This window comes from Sulfuricurvum kujiense DSM 16994, assembly GCF_000183725.1.
Taxonomy (GTDB): domain Bacteria; phylum Campylobacterota; class Campylobacteria; order Campylobacterales; family Sulfurimonadaceae; genus Sulfuricurvum; species Sulfuricurvum kujiense.
Genome location: NC_014762.1, coordinates 1,295,434 through 1,312,120, shown reverse-complemented (window position 1 = coordinate 1,312,120; position 16,687 = coordinate 1,295,434). Strand labels below are relative to the sequence as shown.

Below are 16,687 nucleotides of genomic sequence, written 5' to 3'. Positions count from 1 at the left end.
AGAGAAAGTAATGCTCAACATAACTAAAAAAATTTTAGAGTCGCTATTTGTCGTGTCACTGACCAGCGCATCCTTAAGCGCCGATGTCAAAACCATCGCATTTGCTCAAGATACTCTCGGCAACGATTTTCGCAAAGCGCAAGTCTATGAAGTTCGTGATGAAACCGCTAAATATCCGAATATAAAATTCATCTATTCGGATGCCAAAGGGCAGACATCGCTGCTGATACGTCAGATCAAAGGGTTCATAGACTCCAAAGCCGATTTGATTGTTGTCGGAACGAATGATGAAAAAGCGGTTGTACCGATCATTTCCAAAGCCTACAAAAGCGGAATTCCTGTCATTATTCTCGACCGTGGAATCCAAGGAAATGATTACACGACGTTCATCAACTCCGATAACATAAAAATCGGCTCAATCGGAGCACAATACATTGCCAAGCGGCTGAACGGCAAAGGGAAAGTTCTTCTGTTTGAGGGGATACAGACAGCGGACGTAACGAAGCTTCGAAGCAAAGGCTTCCTCGATGAGATTAAAAAACACAAAGGGATCAGCGTCATTAAACGGACCGGAAATTATCTGCGTAAAGATGCCATTATCGAAATGGAAAAACTGATCGCTTCAGGTGAAAAAATAGATGCTGTTTTTTCTGAAAGCGACAGTATGATAAGCGGTGCCCGTTCCGCAATGGAACACCACGGGTTGGATCCGTCTAAAATCGTTATGGTCGGATGCGACTATACTTCAGAAGCGCGCGATGCAATTCGTAAAGGAACGCAGACCGGTTCCGTTCTCTTTCCGCTTGGGGGTAAAAAAAGTGTAGAGACGGCCGTAAAAATCTTTAACGGCGAACGCGTCCCCAAACACATCGTCATTCCGGTCAAGCTGATCACTAAAGCAAACGTCGAGCTGGAAGAACCGATTTTCTAATGATAGGGAAACTGTACCGATCTCTCAAATTGAGAGGAAAACTCGCATTCATCCTGATAGCGGCAATAATCATACTATCCGTTATCCTCGGTCTGTATTTTGATTATTTTCTCCGAGACAATTTTGCCAAAACAACTCAAGAACGGATAGACTATGCCTTTCATAGGTTCAATATTCATCTGCGTGAAACCGAAACCGAATTAAGAGATGGGATTGCTTTTATCAAAGACGACGAAGCCCTCCTCGCCTCTATCGAACTGATTAACGCCTATCAGGACAAAACCGATTACAACGCTGTTTTGTTGGACGAGGAGAAAAAAAGGCTGGTTGAAGAGCTTTTAAACCGTGTCAAACTCTCTATGAACAACGACATTGCGCTGTACGATTCTCATGATGAACTGGTTGCCTTCGTTACCAAAACATCTCAGGGATATTATCTGGCTTATGTTTCGTTTGAAAAGGGGATACCGATCTTTTTCAGTCGCTATGAAAATGATTCTGAATATACCCGTCATCCATTTAAACCTCATTGGCTGCTACCCTACAAGCATGTTTCCTATTATTCGCAAAAAGAACTCTTGCAAAATAACGGTGCAATTACCTATCACCGTTTCAGAAACGATTTAGTCATAAAATCGCATCAAAGTCTCTTTGATGGAGAGGGGAAAGAGTGTATTGCCCATATCGAAATGTCCCATTACGTCTCCAAGCCCTATTTTCTTTCCCTCTCAAAGGACTTAGGGATAGACGTATCGTCTCAAGCGGCAATTCCTGAGGGGATCAATCCCTCTTCATCCGATAAAAATACTATACTCTATGATAAAGAAGATCATTTCAACGGTATAACTTCGATCAAAACGGTCGATGGAAAGGTCTATGTCATTGCGGCTCTTGATAAATCTACCCTTCAAAAATTGCTTAATGAAAACCGTATAAGCTTTGTTATTTTGATTTTGGCGATCACCTTTCTGACTCTATGGATCTTAAAAATATTGTTTAATCGGGGGGTCGCCCAACCGCTTCAAGCACTCATGAATCAGATCGAAAAAATCGAACGGCATGATTATTCTCATTCGTCTATCATACACACGGGAGATGAACTAGAGGCAATTTCGCGAAGTGTCCGTCGTCTCGCGTCAACGGTTAATGAACGTGAAGGGGCCTTGATCGCTTCGCAGAAACAACTCAAATACCTCTCCGATACCGATCCGCTAACCGATCTCCCTAATAGAAGGCTTTTTTATGTACTTCTTGAAAACTGTATCGAAAAAGCAAAACACTTAAACCGCCGTTTTGGTGTTATTTTTCTTGATTTGGATCAATTCAAACAAGTAAACGATACTTTTGGGCATGAAATAGGGGATATTCTCCTGCAGGAAGTTGCACTTCGACTACGACAAACCCTTCGGGATTCAGAGATTCTCGCACGGATCGGCGGAGACGAATTTAATATTTTGATCGAAGGATTTGATGGCTATGAGGAGATTGAATCAATCGTAAAAGGGATTTTAAATAGTTTTGATCTGCCGTTTCTATGTCAAGATCATGAAATCCGTACAACTGCGAGTATCGGAATAGCCATTTATCCTGAAGATGGACAAAGCATTCATAACCTGATCAAAAATGCCGACATGGCAATGTATCGATCAAAAGACAAAGGAAGAAACGGCTACAGCTTTTTCACAAATGACCTTGCCGTTGATATCGAAGAAAAAACGATGATGATTCATGCTCTTAAGGCGTCAATAGATAAAAAGGATGAGTTTTTTCTTCTCTATCAGCCAAAAACTTCAACCTTGACCGGGAAAATAACAGCTGTTGAAGCATTGCTTCGATGGAATAGCAGCGAAGTGGGGAAAATCACTCCCGATACATTTATCCCTCTTGCTGAAGAGACCGGAATGATCCTCACACTCGGTGCATGGGTTCTTAATCAGGCGTGCAGTGATTTTATGCTCCTACGTAACGAAGGATACCTGTTGGAACACATAGGGGTCAATGTCTCTTCTTTGCAGTTGCAGCGTGATGATTTTATTAAAACCCTCAATGATGTTCTCGATCAAACCAAAATTGATCCGAAATGGCTTGAGATTGAATTGACGGAGAGCTATCTAGCTACCGATGCCGATCATGCGCTATCAATTTTACGTACCCTTCGTGATCTTAATATCAATATCGCCATCGATGATTTTGGAACCGGCTATTCATCGATGGCGTATTTGCAAAAACTCTCTGTTACCCGACTGAAAATCGATAAGTCGTTTATCGATGATCTTCCTCTCTCCTCCGAAAGCATTGCTATTACCCGTGCGATCATCGCACTGGCGAATACGTTCGGTCTCTCCATTACCGCCGAGGGGGTAGAGAATCATGATCAGCTCTGTTTCTTACAGGATGAAGGGTGTCATGAAATTCAAGGGTATTACTATTCAAAACCGCTCACCCTTAATGAATTAAAAGATTATATTACCAATCAGTAATTCATCTCTTCCCACGGCGCAGGCTTTCCGACATTGGCAAATACGGGATTACGAAAGGCGTATTTTAAATCTTCAGCCAAATTCAGCAGTCCGTTATATCCGCCGTAGCTCGTTTTCTTCTCCTGATTGACATCGATAAAAGAGATTTTTTTCTTGATCGCCGTATAGAGGCTCCGACCTCCGGCGAGGAGGATATGAGCTCCCGTCGAATCGATTACTTTGGCCTGTTCTGCCGCCGGTTTGGTCATCAAAACGCCGTTTTCTCCCAGATATTCGCGTGCTTTATCGATGTCATCCTGTGTCGATTTTGCAACACTCGTCGCGACCACTTCGATACCCAAATCCTGCAATCCCGATGCTATCGACCACGCCTTGTTTCCCCCCGTATTCAAAACCGCTTTTTTCCCTGCGAATAGCGCTTTGTACGGAGCCAGTTTGGCTTCCAATCCCGCCTCTTCCTCGGCGATCACCTCTTCGGCACGTGCGATAAGTTCAGGGCATCCCAGCGCATTCACAATTTCACGTATGGCAAAACTGGTGTCGCGTTTGCCGTAAAATGAAACCGAAATCCACGGAATACCGTACTGCTCTTGCATCTTGCGTGTCAACGTGATAAGCGATTTGGCGCAGACGATGACGTTGAGTTTTGCACGATGGGCACACCGAATATCCCCTACCCGTCCGTCTCCGCTCATTGAACTGAGTACCCGGATTCCGATCTTCTCAAAAATGGGAAGATACTGCCACATATCTCCGGTGACATTGTAATCTCCGATAAGATTAATATCATAAGGAGTTGTTTTTTCAGGCTCTTTTGTCCCGATCAGATGCTCCAGCACCGCTTCACCAGCAAGACGAGATCCGAGGTTTTTGCTTCCGACAAATCCTGCCGCATGAACGGGAACGACGGGAACTCCGTGTTTTTTGCTTGCGAGATGGCAGGTCATATCAATATCGTCTCCGACCAATGCCGTCACACAGGTCGAATAGACAAAAATGGCTTCAGGACGGTAATGTTCCATGATGTAGTCGATCGACGCATCAAGCCGTTTGTCTCCGCCGAAGATGACGTCATTCGTCGTGATCCCCGTCGTGAATCCCATTTGGGTATGGTCACGTCCGGTATACGACGTTTTTGTCTCACGTGTCTCCCATGAAGCCCCCAAACAGGTTTGAGGTCCATGGACAAGATGTACCGCATCGGCATAGGGGAAAAGAGAGATTTGTGCGCCGTCAAACGCGCATCCACCCGCGGCAAGCCCCGGTTTTGGCTTATCACACCCCTCTCCGGGTTTTTTATCTTTGCTGTGTGAACAGGCGCTCTCATTCATAAGCTCTTTTATTTTTGCGCGGCTGACCATAGGTTACTCCTAAAGCTGAAGTAACGTTAATAATGCAAGAAGTGTGCGAGATGAGCGTTTAACGACAAAAAGCGACGCAATTACGCCCCTGATTTTTAGCCATATACAAGGCTTTGTCGGCACGTTGCTGGAACGAGGCTTCATCGTCGTTCGGCTCCATTACGGCGACACCGAAACTGATGGTAATATGCCCTACCGCCTCGAACACTTCATTCTCAATACAGCTTCTCAAATCTTCCGCCAATTTCATGGCATCGTCATAACCGCTTTTAGGGAGAAGTATCATAAATTCTTCCCCTCCCCACCGTGCAAAAATATCGGACGATCGAAGACGCTTCGCTATTGTTTTTGCCGTATGCCGCAGGGTAATATCACCGATATTATGACCGAAATTATCGTTCACATTTTTAAAGAAATCGATATCAAACATGATCAGCGAAAGTGGCTCGCGATCGCGTTTGGCACTGTTAAGGGTATGGGCGCACAAGATATCGAATTGAAACCGGTTAATCAGTCCGGTCAATTTATCGGTAATGGCCAGTTTTTCGAAGCTCTTTTTTTGAGTTTCGACTTCTGTTATATCTGAAAGCTCTACTAAAACTTTATTTTCAGATCCTTCCAAACGGCGCGCTTTGATCGAAAAAAACAAGGTTTGGCTATCGATCGTCATTTGCACCTTGTGTCTAATATCGGAATGATCAAGTAGGTAAAACGGCCATAACTGGCCATCAATTTTTTTGTCATGAAGATATTCCAGTTCATCGACTTTATCGAAAAAATCACAGATACACTCGTGTTCTTGTTTGAACGCCTCTAATGTTTCATATCGGAAAAAAGAGAAAAAACTCCCGTTGGCACTGAGCAGATGTTCTCCGTCCGTAATAATGATAATATCGGGACTACTGTCCAAAACAGCCTGTAGATAGTTGTTCTGTTCGTCAAGTTCACGTGTCCGTTCATCTACTTTTTCTTCCAATGTTTCATTTAAATGTTTTAATTTTCGATTGTGCCGAAGCAATAAACGGTACATTCTGTAGATAAAAGCAAGCATCCCGACAAATATTACCCCGACGATTAGTGATTGAATCAGAAGCATTTGGCGTTGCGTATACAAAAAACCGGTATCATGAACGATGGTAATCCCTCCGCGATTTTCACCGGGCTTTTCATAATAATGACACTGTATACATTTATCGGTTGCTTTGAGCGGTTCGAGAAAATAGAGTTTTCTTTCCTGATCGTTAAATTCATAATAGTAATTTAATTTCGGATTTTGTTCGAGATAGTGCAAAGCTCTTGCTTCAAACCTCTTCGCTTTGTTGACCGGATTTTTGGGATGAAGACTGCTGATCGTAAAATTGTACATTTTACTGTGGATACGTTCCGAGAGCTGACGGAGCATCCACGCATGATTGATGCGGATAAGCGATTCATTGGTATCCGTAACGATTACGTCATTGTCAATATAGCTGTTTTCAACGATATTGGGACGCTTCTTAACATAAACGCCGTCGTAAAAATCGTTCCATGTTTTGAGGTTCATAAGACCTAAAATATGGACATGGGCATTTTCTAAAACGGCTTTTTTATATTCGAGCATTTGGTTTTTATACTGCATTGTCATGAAGCCCAATCCAAAAAAACCGAATATTATTAATAATAAAGCGAATGCTTTTTCATTGACAAGGAGCTTTTTAGGAATTTGCATTATTCTGTCCTCGTGTCGATTATTTATACATTCGCACAAATCGACTAGATTATGTTAAACTGTTTCGTTTGTGGGCGGTTACAAGAAAGACAGGATAGCCTCGTCCCTCTTTTTCAACGGTGTAAGCATGATGAAAACGGACATTCTCAAACCCCTCATTTTCTATCGTTTCACGCAAAGCATTCCTCTCAAATCCGAAATGGTACACCCCATCGTTTCCATGAGAATGGAAAGTGCCGTCTTCGGCTTCCAAGTCGGCAATTGCTATAAATCCGTCTTGTTGGAGATGGCTATGAAACGTTCTGAATAAATCGGCGGTATCTTCCACATGGTGCATCGCCATCGAGCTGACGATACCGTGAAATTTTTTATCCAACGGTACTTCGCAAATATTTTGGCAGATACCGTCAACACATATTTTATCGCTGTTTTTACTTGCCAACTGCTCGAGCATCTTTTCGGATAGATCTACCCCTGTGACATTTTTGACCATCGGAGCGATTTTAAAACTGAGCAGCCCCGTTCCCGCACCGAAATCCATAATACTCATATGATTTAATAAAGCTATTCGGCTCGTAATGGTTTGAAATACGGCGTGTGCAATGTTTTGCCGCATGTCCCCTTTGTCCCACTCTTTGGCAACCTGATTGAAACGTTCCGTCATTTGTACTCTTTATTCATTTATTTCTCATTGCACATTATAAAGTAAATTTATCCACTTGGATATTGTAATCTTTTCTTTATATTTCCGAGAGTATCATATAAAATAATCATTTATAATCTTCAAGAATACAAGGAGGATCAGATGGAATATAACGGCAAATATCTTATCGTCGCCGATATGGGTGAACTTAAGTGTTATCAGGTGAAGTGGATTGAAGAGACAGACCGATATCATTTGGAGCTTCAGTACGATTTAGACTATATTGAAGGGCGACAGACTCCAGGGGAAACCCTTAGTGACGGCCGGGGCCGCTTCAGACACGAGAGCGGAGACGATCACGGTGTCGAACATGAAAGCCAACAGCGGTTGATTCATCACATAGCAAACGATATCTCTGTATTTTTAGCCGATATTCCGGAAAAGTCTTGTTATCTTGCATTCCCTGCAAAGCACCATAATGAACTAATATCCGCCCTATCGAAAAGCGCACAGAATGCGTTGGCAAAAAATATCGCCGCCGATCTTGTCAAATGTCCGGTAGAAGATCTGATTTCGCATTTTTAAATCCATTTTCCGGCATTTTCCGGATATTTAATTAAAAGAACGGAGACACCATGAGTAGTCGACATGATCTGGATATCAAATCATTCGAAGCGATCCTAAAAACGGAAAAAGCAAAAATCGGAAAAAACATCTCTTTGTTAAAAGCAGAACTGAGCAGTATCGTTGATGAAGATGAAATCGACGATATAGAAGGTATAGCGGGGCTTGAAATCGACAATACGAACGACCAGGCACTTTTGCAAAAGCTGGAAGCAGAGATGTCGGATATCAATGCGGCGCTCAATAAGATCGCATTAGGTACCTACGGAATTTGTGAAAGAACCGGCAAGCCTATCCCCGTAGCTCGATTAAGTGCCAACCCTACCGCGCGAACGATCGTCGGCGAATAAAAGAGCAGCAATGTCATATCCGGATCATTTGCATAATCATATAGGGGAAATCTCCGAAAAAATGGGAATCGATCCTTCTGATATAACGGTCGTGAAAATGTCTTCCGGATCAGATGAACGGCATCGTTCCCTCGAACTGATACAGGGGAGTTGGAATAAAGATCAGCCGTGGATCATTGTGGATGAAGAAGAACAAATCTATGCGCTCACATCTTTCGAATCCATTGTAAAACTCATTGGTTTGCTAACCGTTACTCAAAGCGAAAATTTCCAGCATAAACTTGAAAAAGCGATTTGGCAGCGCTTGCCGATCGATTTTGAAGATGTCTGGGCAGTGGCGATGGAGCGTATCCGCACAATGGCACGGACGCAATCCGACAGCACCGTCGTCAACATCGATTTGGACTGGCTGATAAGTGAAATCAAGAAAAAATATCCGAATCTTTTTTACCATCTTGACCAAATTATGGGAAAAAAAGAGTAGGAAAGAGGGAATGCAGAGTAATGAACAGCTCGTTAATTATCTGATTTCTTCAGGCGTTCTCCGTTCCCCGTTGCTTATCAATGCATTCGAGAAATGTGATCGCATCCTTTTTGTCCCCGATGAATTCTATCCGTATGCATACGAAGACCGCCCTTTGCCTATCGGACGAGCGCAAACAATATCACAACCTTACACCGTTGCGATTATGCTTGAACTTCTCCAACCGAACGTTGGAAACAAAATATTGGATATCGGTTCAGGTTCAGGGTGGACGACGGCACTTCTGACTACGGCTGTCGGAGCGTCAGGATTTGTTGAAGGGATCGAAATCGTCCCCTCATTGGTTGAGTACGGTAAACAAAGCTTGCAAAAAATGGGAATAGACAACGCATCTATCACACAAGGCACTTCTTCGGTTCTCGGAAAGCCAGGAGAAGTATATGATCGCATCCTCGTTTCTGCAAGCGCACCAAAAATACCGGATACCCTGTTCGAGCAGCTTAAAACGGAAGGAAGACTTGTTGTCCCCGTCCAAAACAGTATTTGGTGCCTTACAAAAAAAGAGGATGGAACCGTTGATGGCTATGAACTCCCCGGATTTCAATTCGTCCCGCTGATTGTATGAGTACATGAAAGCTGAAACGCTGTTAATCGGATTAAATTCCAAAGAGGTTCAATCCAATAAAATTCGATACGGTTTAAACGCATTGCCGGAGAGTGAACCCAAAAAGCTCTCCTCTATTTTACTGAACGTCATTGAAGAACCGATGTTTCTAATGTTGCTGGCAGCCGGAAGTATCTATCTGATTCTGGGGGATCGTGCCGAAGCGATTTTTTTACTCACCTTTGTCTTTGTCGTTATAGCTATCACGCTGTTTCAAGAACACAAAACGCAGCGTGCGCTGGAATCGTTGCGAGATCTTTCCGCCCCACGTGCGTTAGTGATTCGAGACGGAGCAGAGATCCGCATACCGGGACGTGATGTGGTTCACGGCGATCTGATGATCTTGCATGAAGGTGACCGTATTGCAGCGGACGCACACTTGTTGGAAGGACAGTTATCGGTAGACGAATCCCTTTTGAGCGGCGAATCGGTCCCCGTTGAAAAAGTGCCCGAAGCGATGTTGTATGCCAGTACGGTAGTAACCAAAGGGGTCGGATACGCCAGAGTTCATAGCGTAGGGGTTGATACGGCCGTCGGACATATCGGCCAATCGCTAAGCGGCACCGAAGAAACGATATCCGGTTTACAAAAAGCTTCCCGTTCGCTTATCCGCGCGTTAAGCCTTATCGCATTAGCTTTGGCATCTGCGCTTATCCTCATCAATTGGGGATTGAATGATCTCTCGCTGTTGGAAAGTATCCTCTCTGGGATTACACTGGCGATGGCAACCCTTCCCGAAGAGATACCCGTCATTCTCACCGTCTTTTTGGCATTGGGCGCGTGGCGTATTACGAAAATCAAAGTGTTGACACGTCGTGTATCCGCTGTGGAAGCATTAGGAGCGATTACCGTCCTCGCCGTCGACAAAACAGGAACGTTAACGCAAAACCGTATGAAAATCACCGAATTATCGGTAGATAACGATATGTTCAATGCTTCAAATGAGAATGAACTTGCAGAAATATTTCATCCTCTGGTGGAATTCGCCATGCTGGCAACTCCGGCCGACCCTTTTGATCCAATGGAAAAAGCGATTCAGTCTTTCGGACATGAACATTTAGTAGGTACCGAACATATGCACGATGAGTGCAGTCCTGAATTTCATTATGAACTTTCCGCCGAAATAATGGCGATGACCCGCATATTTTCAGATATAGACCCATCATTGCATCTGCTTGCTACCAAAGGCTCCCCAGAAGCCGTTGCCGATTTGTGCCATCTTTCGGAGACAAAACGGAGTGCCATTCAAGCTCAGGTTGAAGAAATGGCTGAACGCGGTTTACGGGTATTGGGCGTTGCGAGAGGTGAGTTGCAGGTGACGGATTCCACGCCCATCTGGCCTAAAAGCCAACACGACTTTGATTTCATTTTTCTGGGTCTTATCGGCTTTATGGATCCTCCGCGTCCCGAAGTCTCTGATGCACTCGCTGAATGCAAAAATGCCGGTATACGTGTCCTTATGCTCACGGGAGATCATCCGGCTACGGCATATGCCATTGCAAAGGAAGTCGGATTATCCGAGCGTTCTAACGTCATTACCGGCGACGAAATCTCCCGATTAAAGGATGACGAGCTGCTTTTGCGGCTGAAAGAGAGCGATATCTGTGCACGTATGCAGCCCGAGCAAAAGCTTCGCCTGGTTCAGTTATTACAAAAAAGCGGCAATGTTGTAGGGATGACCGGGGACGGCGTGAACGACGCGCCTGCTCTGAAGGCGGCCGATGTAGGAATTGCCATGGGCGAACGCGGTACCGATGTAGCACGTGAAGCCGCAGCTATCGTCTTACTGGATGACAGCTTCGGCAGTATTGTCGCCGCAATTCGCCAAGGCAGATCCATCTATGACAACATCACCAAAGCCACCCGATTCATTTTTGCCGTACATCTCCCTATCATTGCATTGACGCTTGTGCCCGCTTTGCTGCACTGGCCCGTCATGCTCCAGCCAGTCCATATCGTCTTGCTTCAACTGCTGATAGATCCGGCCTGCGCGATTGTCTTTGAAGCCGATACGGCAGAGGCCCATATCATGCGGCGTCCGCCGCGACCTTTGAACAGCAGCCCTTTTACCGCGAAGAATATCGGATTCGCTTTGGCTCAGGGTGCGGGTATTGCCCTTGTTTTCTTATTCGGATATCTTCTATTGCTGCAGATGGGATGGCATATCCATTCCATACAAAGCACTTTGTTTGCGGCACTGGTCTTTACCTTATTTCTTTTGGTTTTGGCGAACAGCGATTTTAACGATTCTCTGCGTTCGGGTTACAACCGCGGAAATCCGATGCTGATCTATATGTTCGGAGGGGTTGTCGTGCTACTTTCGGCCGTATTATTTATCCCTTTTTTAAGAGACATGTTGGGCTTTGCGCAATTTTCTATCACTTCTGTTTTTGCTGCCATAGCGGTTTTTGCAGTAGGCGGAATATGGCTTCTACTACTTCAAAAGATACGTCATAATCTGTAGAATGTCTAATGCCAGACACCTTCAACCGACGTACTGCAGTAAGGACAGACATTTAAATTAACAAGATGATTGGTAACAAATTGTCCGACGTGGCCGTGCCGTTCAATAAGCGGCTTATGACAGGAAGAACAATAGGTCGATTCACGCGACTCATCATCGATATTTCCGACATAAACGTATTTTAATCCCGCTTCCTTGCCTATTTCATAGGCACGCCGAAGGGTTGAAGAGGGTGTCCGAGGAATATCCGTCATTTTATACATCGGCTGAAATGCACTGATATGCCACGGCATCGAAGGATCGAGCGCCGCTTGAAACGATGCGATTTTGCGAAGTTCTTCATCCGAGTCGTTCAGTCCCGGAATCAGCAGTGTCGTCGTTTCGATCCAGATCCCTTTTTTATGGGCATATTCGACAGTCTCCAACACAGGTTTGAGCGAACCTCCGCAGATATCTTTATAAAACGACTGGCTATATCCTTTAATATCAATATTCATCCCGTCTAAAAATGGGGCTATCGTGTCGATCGCTTTATGGGTTTCATAGCCGCTGGTGACATAGATGTTTTTCAGCCCCGCTTCGTGGGCCAGTTTGGCCGTATCATAGGTGTATTCGAAAAAAACGACCGGTTCATTGTAGGTATAGGCGATGCTTTGGCATCCGTACTCAAGGGCCAATTCAACCGCTTTATGGGGTGAGAGCGAACTTCCGAATATATCGTGATTGTGTTCTTTCGGGTATTGCGAAATATCGGCGTTTTGGCAAAATTTGCACGAAAAATTACACCCCACCGTCCCGAACGAAAAGACCTGTGAGCCCGGTAAAAAATGAAACATCGGTTTTTTTTCGATCGGATCAACATTCACCGCGGCCGCTAGGCCGTATGTCAGAAGCTGCAACTCCCCGTTTTCTACTTTGCGTATACCGCAGATCCCGTATTCACCTTCATGAAGCTTACAATGCTGATTGCACGCTTCACACGCAATTCTCCCATCTTCGAGTTTGTTCGAAAGCCACGCTAATGCTGACACGGTAACTCCTTTAACGGATTTATCAGAAAACGGCTATTTCACCTTAATCTGTTTTGCAGATTCCCCTTTGCCCTCTTTTTTCGGCAAAGTAATCTCCAACACACCGTCTTTGTTTTCGGCATGGATGTTTTCGGCATCGACATTTGAGGGCAAGGTAAAACTGCGGGTGAAACTCCCGAAACTGCTTTCACACTGGTAGTATTCCTCTTTTTTAACCTCTTTTTTCTCTTTTCTCTCCCCTTTGAGAGTCAGAACACCGTTTTCGACTTTTACACTGATGTCCTCTTTTTTGACACCGGGAAGATCGACATCGATATGGTAGGCAAACTCCCCTTCCCTCGTATTGACGGAGGGTTTAAAGCTTGAAAACATATCTTTGGTTACATCAGGCGAAAACGCCCCTCTCATACGCTCTTCTAACGTACGCAACTCTTTAAACGGATCGAATCGTGTTAATAACATAATGTATCCTTTAGAATAAATTGCAGAGAAGAAACTGCACTTTTCAGTCAACCTCTGCTTGGTATTATTCTAGTTTTTAATACATTAAAATATACATTAAAAAACAAATTAGATTACTATATCCTTCAAACTCAACCCCACTTTTCCTTTGACACCGTCGACTTCGATAACACGAATACGGCTCAACTGCTGATTGACGCTGAGGACCTCAAGGGGATGCGATATCCGCTTATCGGACATCTGCGAAATATGGATCAATCCGTCATTTTTAAGTCCGATATCGACAAACGCACCGAAGTCGGCAATGTTTCGGACGACACCTGAAACGATAGACCCCTCACGCAGCTCTTTGATATCGGTTAAATCCGAACGGAACATAATCGGAGGCAGCGTCTCACGCGGGTCAAATCCCGGTTTTCGAAGCTCAGCGACTATGTCTGCGAGCGTCGCTTCCCCTATTCCTAACTCCTGCGAGATTTTTGGAAGCTGATCTTTCGTGATGGCGGAGAGTTCATACCGCTTCATCAGCTCATTCGCCGCCTCATAACTCTCAGGGTGGACGCCGGTGTTATCCAGTACGCTTCTCCCCTCCCGTATCCGAAAGAACCCGGCACACTGTTCATACGCTTTGGCACCGAGCCCTTTGACCTTGAGAAGTTCCTGTTTGGCTTTAAACGCTCCGCTTTGCTCGCGGTACTCTACGATTGCCCTGGCAACCTTTGTCCCGACCCCAGCCACGTAGGAGAGAAGCGATACCGATGCGCTGTTTGGGTCTACACCGATACGATTAACCAAATCTTCGGTGACACTGCCGAGTTTTTTTTCCAAGAGTTTTTGATCGACATCGTGCTGATACTGCCCTACGCCGAGCGATTTCGGATCGATCTTGACCAGCGCCGCCATCGGGTCGCGCAGTCTCTGTGCAATCGATATCGCGCCCCGAATTGTGACATCAAGCTGCGGATATTCCTCCTGAGCGATTTTCGAGGCGGAATAGACTGATGCACCCGCTTCGGAAACGACCGTATAGGTGAGGTTCATCCCCTCGTCACGGTTCAGCTTTGCAAAAAATTCCTGCGTCTCCCGTGAACCCGTTCCGTTTCCTATGGCAACGGCATTGAATCCGTAACGCTGAGAGAGCTTTTTAATGACCTGGGCGCTCTTCTCAAAATCGCTTTGCGGCGGTGTCGGAAAAATCACCGCGTGGTCCATATAGGTACCGTTCTCATCCACTACGGCGAGTTTACACCCTGTCCGATACGCCGGATCGACACCCAAAATTACACGTTTGGTTACGGGAGGGGAACCTAAAAGCTGGGTGAGGTTTTTACCGAAAGTATTGATCGCTTGTGTATCCGCTTTCTCTTTTACCATCGTATGGATTTCCCGTTCCAAAGATGGGAAAAGGAGCCGCTTAAAACCGTCAAGATAAGCGGACAACAGAAGACTTTGAGAGCTTTTAGCGTGTTTTGGTATGCGATAGCGCGCGATCGTATTCTCCACACGATCTGTATCCATTGAAATTTTAACACTCAGCTCTTTTTCGGCTACCCCGCGCATAATCGCCAGATAACGGTGAGAGGGGATGGAGGAAATTTTCTCCGTTTTTCCGGCAAGTTTGGCGAAAAGCCCCTCCTCTTTCATCCCTTTTGCCGCCTTGATCTCAAATGAGGAATATTCCTGTATCTGACGACGCCAGTAATCGCGCTCACGCGCATCGTCGCTGTAGCGCTCCGCCACAATATCCTGAGCCCCTTTGATCGCATCCTCGCGTGTGGAAACGGAGCCTTTTACAAAACTATCGGCTCTTTTGGTAAATTCGTCCAATTCCAACCGTCCGCTCTCCAGCAGATCGGCCAACGGTTCCAGTCCTGAGGCAATGGCGACACTTGCTCGGGTGTTTTTCTTCTCTTTGAATGGACGGTAGATATCCTCAACCTCCTGGAGAGTGGAAGCGCCGTTCAATAATGTGCGCAATTCATTGCTGAATTCGGCACGCTCCGAAATAAGCCGTCCCACCTCTTCTTTACGTTCCAGAAGTTTTTTCGAATAGCCGTAGATGTTCTCAAACTCCCGCAGCTGCTCGTCCGTAGCGCCCCCCGTCATTTCTTTGCGATAGCGGGCGATAAAAGGGATGGTTGATCCCTCTTCGAGAAGCTTGAGAATGTTACTGACGGTTTTGGATGTAAGAGCTGTTTTTTGAGAAAGAAGATCGATGAGGCTGTTCATTGGTTTCCTGAGTCTTTAGTATTTTTGGCGGCAAGCTCACGGGCTTTGTCTTTTTTACTTTTCCCTTTTCCTTTGACCGGTTCGGGACCTTTTTTCTTCGGCGGAGGGGTTCCGATGAGTTCGAATCCCTCGATCTGTTCGCGCGGCAGCTTGATCTTGGAGCGTTTCTCGATCAATGCGAAATGATCTCTTTCGGCAAACCCGATAAACGAGATCGCAAGCCCGGATTTACCCGCCCGTCCCGTACGTCCGATACGGTGGATATAATCGGCGGGAGAACGGGGGAGATCGAAATTGACCACACAGGTGATATCATCGATATCCAATCCCCTCGCAGCGATATCGGTCGCAAAGAGAATGCGGATTTTTTTCTTTTTGAACTGCTCTAGCACATAGTTCCGATCCTCTTGGAGAAGATCGCCGTTAAACGAATCCGCCGAAAATCCGTATTTGCGGAACTTTGCGGCGATATTGTCGGAGGCTCTTTTGTTCGCCATGAACACCAATACCTGCTCCCATTTTTCGGTATTGAGCAGGTGACGGAGCAAAGGGCCCCGATTTTCGGGATTTACTTCGATAACACGCTGATGGATATTCTGTACCGTCGGCATCTCCGCTTCTAACGTGACATGAATCGGGTTTGGGGTGATTTTGGAGGCGATTGACTCCATCTTCGGCGGATACGTCGCTGAAAAGAGGAGATTTTGGCGTTTTTGGGGGATAGCATCCAAAATCAGTTCCAGCTCTTCGGCAAATCCGAGGTCGAGCATTTTGTCCGCTTCATCCAGGACAAAAAACTCCAGATGCGACAAATTCATCTGCTTTTTCTTCAATACGTCCAGAAATCGTCCCGATGTTGCAACGAGAATATCACAACCCTGCTGAATGGCGTAGAGCTGATCGCCGATGCTTTCCCCGCCGATGATGCTGAGCACTTTCGGTTTTATCGGAAGATGTTTCCCCATGCTTTCAAACGCCTGTGCCACCTGCAGTGTCAATTCGCGTGTCGGCGTCAGGATGAGGGCTTTGATCTTCCCTTTTCCCTCGCTGCGGCTTAACGACCAAAGATGTAATATCGGCAGTACAAAGCTCGCACTTTTTCCGCTTCCCGTCTGAGCGCGCGCAAGAATATCGTTCTTCTCCAAGACAAGGGGAATCACTTTTTCCTGAATAGGCGTAGGATGAGTGTAGCCGCTCTCTTTCACCGCTTGAACGATCGGGGATAAAAGAGAGAAGTGTAAAAATGGCATTGTAGG

The 16,687-nt window shown here is 45.5% G+C and carries 14 protein-coding genes; 7 read left to right on the top strand and 7 right to left on the bottom strand.

Going from position 1 to position 16,687, the window contains the following annotated elements:
* Positions 1-10 precede the first annotated feature (10 nt).
* Complete coding sequence (locus SULKU_RS06515; protein ID WP_013460151.1) at positions 11-931, top strand: substrate-binding domain-containing protein; 921 nt, start codon at positions 11-13, stop codon at positions 929-931.
* Positions 931-3,411: a putative bifunctional diguanylate cyclase/phosphodiesterase gene (locus SULKU_RS14370; RefSeq protein WP_013460150.1), complete on the top strand. Its 2,481-nt coding sequence runs from the start codon at positions 931-933 to the stop codon at positions 3,409-3,411. Before SULKU_RS06515 ends, SULKU_RS14370 begins: the two co-directional genes overlap by 1 nt.
* On the opposite strand, the gene nifE is transcribed toward SULKU_RS14370, so the two are convergent.
* From nifE to SULKU_RS06495, 3 genes are read right to left on the bottom strand one after another with little or no spacing between them, the layout of a single operon-like run.
* A complete protein-coding gene (gene nifE, locus SULKU_RS06505; protein ID WP_013460149.1) occupies positions 3,405-4,772 on the bottom strand; it encodes a nitrogenase iron-molybdenum cofactor biosynthesis protein NifE in 1,368 nt (455 codons plus the stop codon). The genes SULKU_RS14370 and nifE overlap by 7 nt on opposite strands.
* A 58-nt stretch (positions 4,773-4,830) precedes the next feature.
* Positions 4,831-6,480 (bottom strand): diguanylate cyclase, encoded by a 1,650-nt coding sequence (locus SULKU_RS14365; RefSeq protein ID WP_013460148.1) that lies wholly within the window; start codon positions 6,478-6,480, stop codon positions 4,831-4,833.
* 49 nt (positions 6,481-6,529) lie between these two features.
* Complete coding sequence (locus SULKU_RS06495; protein WP_013460147.1) at positions 6,530-7,144, bottom strand: class I SAM-dependent DNA methyltransferase; 615 nt, start codon at positions 7,142-7,144, stop codon at positions 6,530-6,532.
* A 141-nt stretch (positions 7,145-7,285) separates the two neighbouring features.
* On the opposite strand from SULKU_RS06495, the gene SULKU_RS06490 reads away from it, so the two are divergent.
* Genes SULKU_RS06490 through SULKU_RS06470 form a run of 5 tightly spaced genes read left to right on the top strand, consistent with a single transcriptional unit; the run spans position 7,286 to position 11,709 of the window.
* Entirely contained in the window at positions 7,286-7,708 is a 423-nt protein-coding gene (locus tag SULKU_RS06490; RefSeq protein ID WP_013460146.1) for a host attachment protein, read from the top strand.
* A gap of 50 nt (positions 7,709-7,758) precedes the next feature.
* Positions 7,759-8,097, top strand: coding sequence for a TraR/DksA family transcriptional regulator (locus SULKU_RS06485; protein WP_013460145.1), 339 nt, complete (start codon positions 7,759-7,761; stop codon positions 8,095-8,097).
* A gap of 10 nt (positions 8,098-8,107) precedes the next feature.
* Positions 8,108-8,581: a DUF2603 domain-containing protein gene (locus tag SULKU_RS06480; RefSeq protein ID WP_013460144.1), complete on the top strand. Its 474-nt coding sequence runs from the start codon at positions 8,108-8,110 to the stop codon at positions 8,579-8,581.
* A 10-nt stretch (positions 8,582-8,591) separates the two neighbouring features.
* Positions 8,592-9,206, top strand: a complete 615-nt coding sequence (locus SULKU_RS06475) for a protein-L-isoaspartate O-methyltransferase family protein (protein ID WP_013460143.1) — start codon at positions 8,592-8,594, stop codon at positions 9,204-9,206.
* Between the two features lie 4 nt (positions 9,207-9,210).
* Positions 9,211-11,709, top strand: coding sequence for a cation-translocating P-type ATPase (locus tag SULKU_RS06470; protein WP_013460142.1), 2,499 nt, complete (start codon positions 9,211-9,213; stop codon positions 11,707-11,709).
* 5 nt (positions 11,710-11,714) lie between these two features.
* Here SULKU_RS06470 and amrS read toward each other — a convergent pair whose 3' ends face one another.
* The 4 genes from amrS to SULKU_RS06450 form a co-directional block, all read right to left on the bottom strand.
* On the bottom strand, positions 11,715-12,740 hold the full coding sequence (gene amrS, locus SULKU_RS06465) for an AmmeMemoRadiSam system radical SAM enzyme (protein WP_013460141.1): 1,026 nt from the start codon (positions 12,738-12,740) through the stop codon (positions 11,715-11,717).
* Between the two features lie 33 nt (positions 12,741-12,773).
* Entirely contained in the window at positions 12,774-13,202 is a 429-nt protein-coding gene (locus SULKU_RS06460) for an Hsp20/alpha crystallin family protein (RefSeq protein ID WP_013460140.1), read from the bottom strand.
* Positions 13,203-13,310: 108 nt separating this feature from the next.
* Positions 13,311-15,431 carry a helix-hairpin-helix domain-containing protein gene (locus SULKU_RS06455; RefSeq protein WP_013460139.1) on the bottom strand — a complete coding sequence of 707 codons (2,121 nt, stop codon included), beginning with the start codon at positions 15,429-15,431 and terminating at the stop codon, positions 13,311-13,313.
* Positions 15,428-16,681 (bottom strand): DEAD/DEAH box helicase, encoded by a 1,254-nt coding sequence (locus tag SULKU_RS06450; protein WP_013460138.1) that lies wholly within the window; start codon positions 16,679-16,681, stop codon positions 15,428-15,430. Before SULKU_RS06450 ends, SULKU_RS06455 begins: the two co-directional genes overlap by 4 nt.
* Positions 16,682-16,687 lie beyond the last annotated feature (6 nt).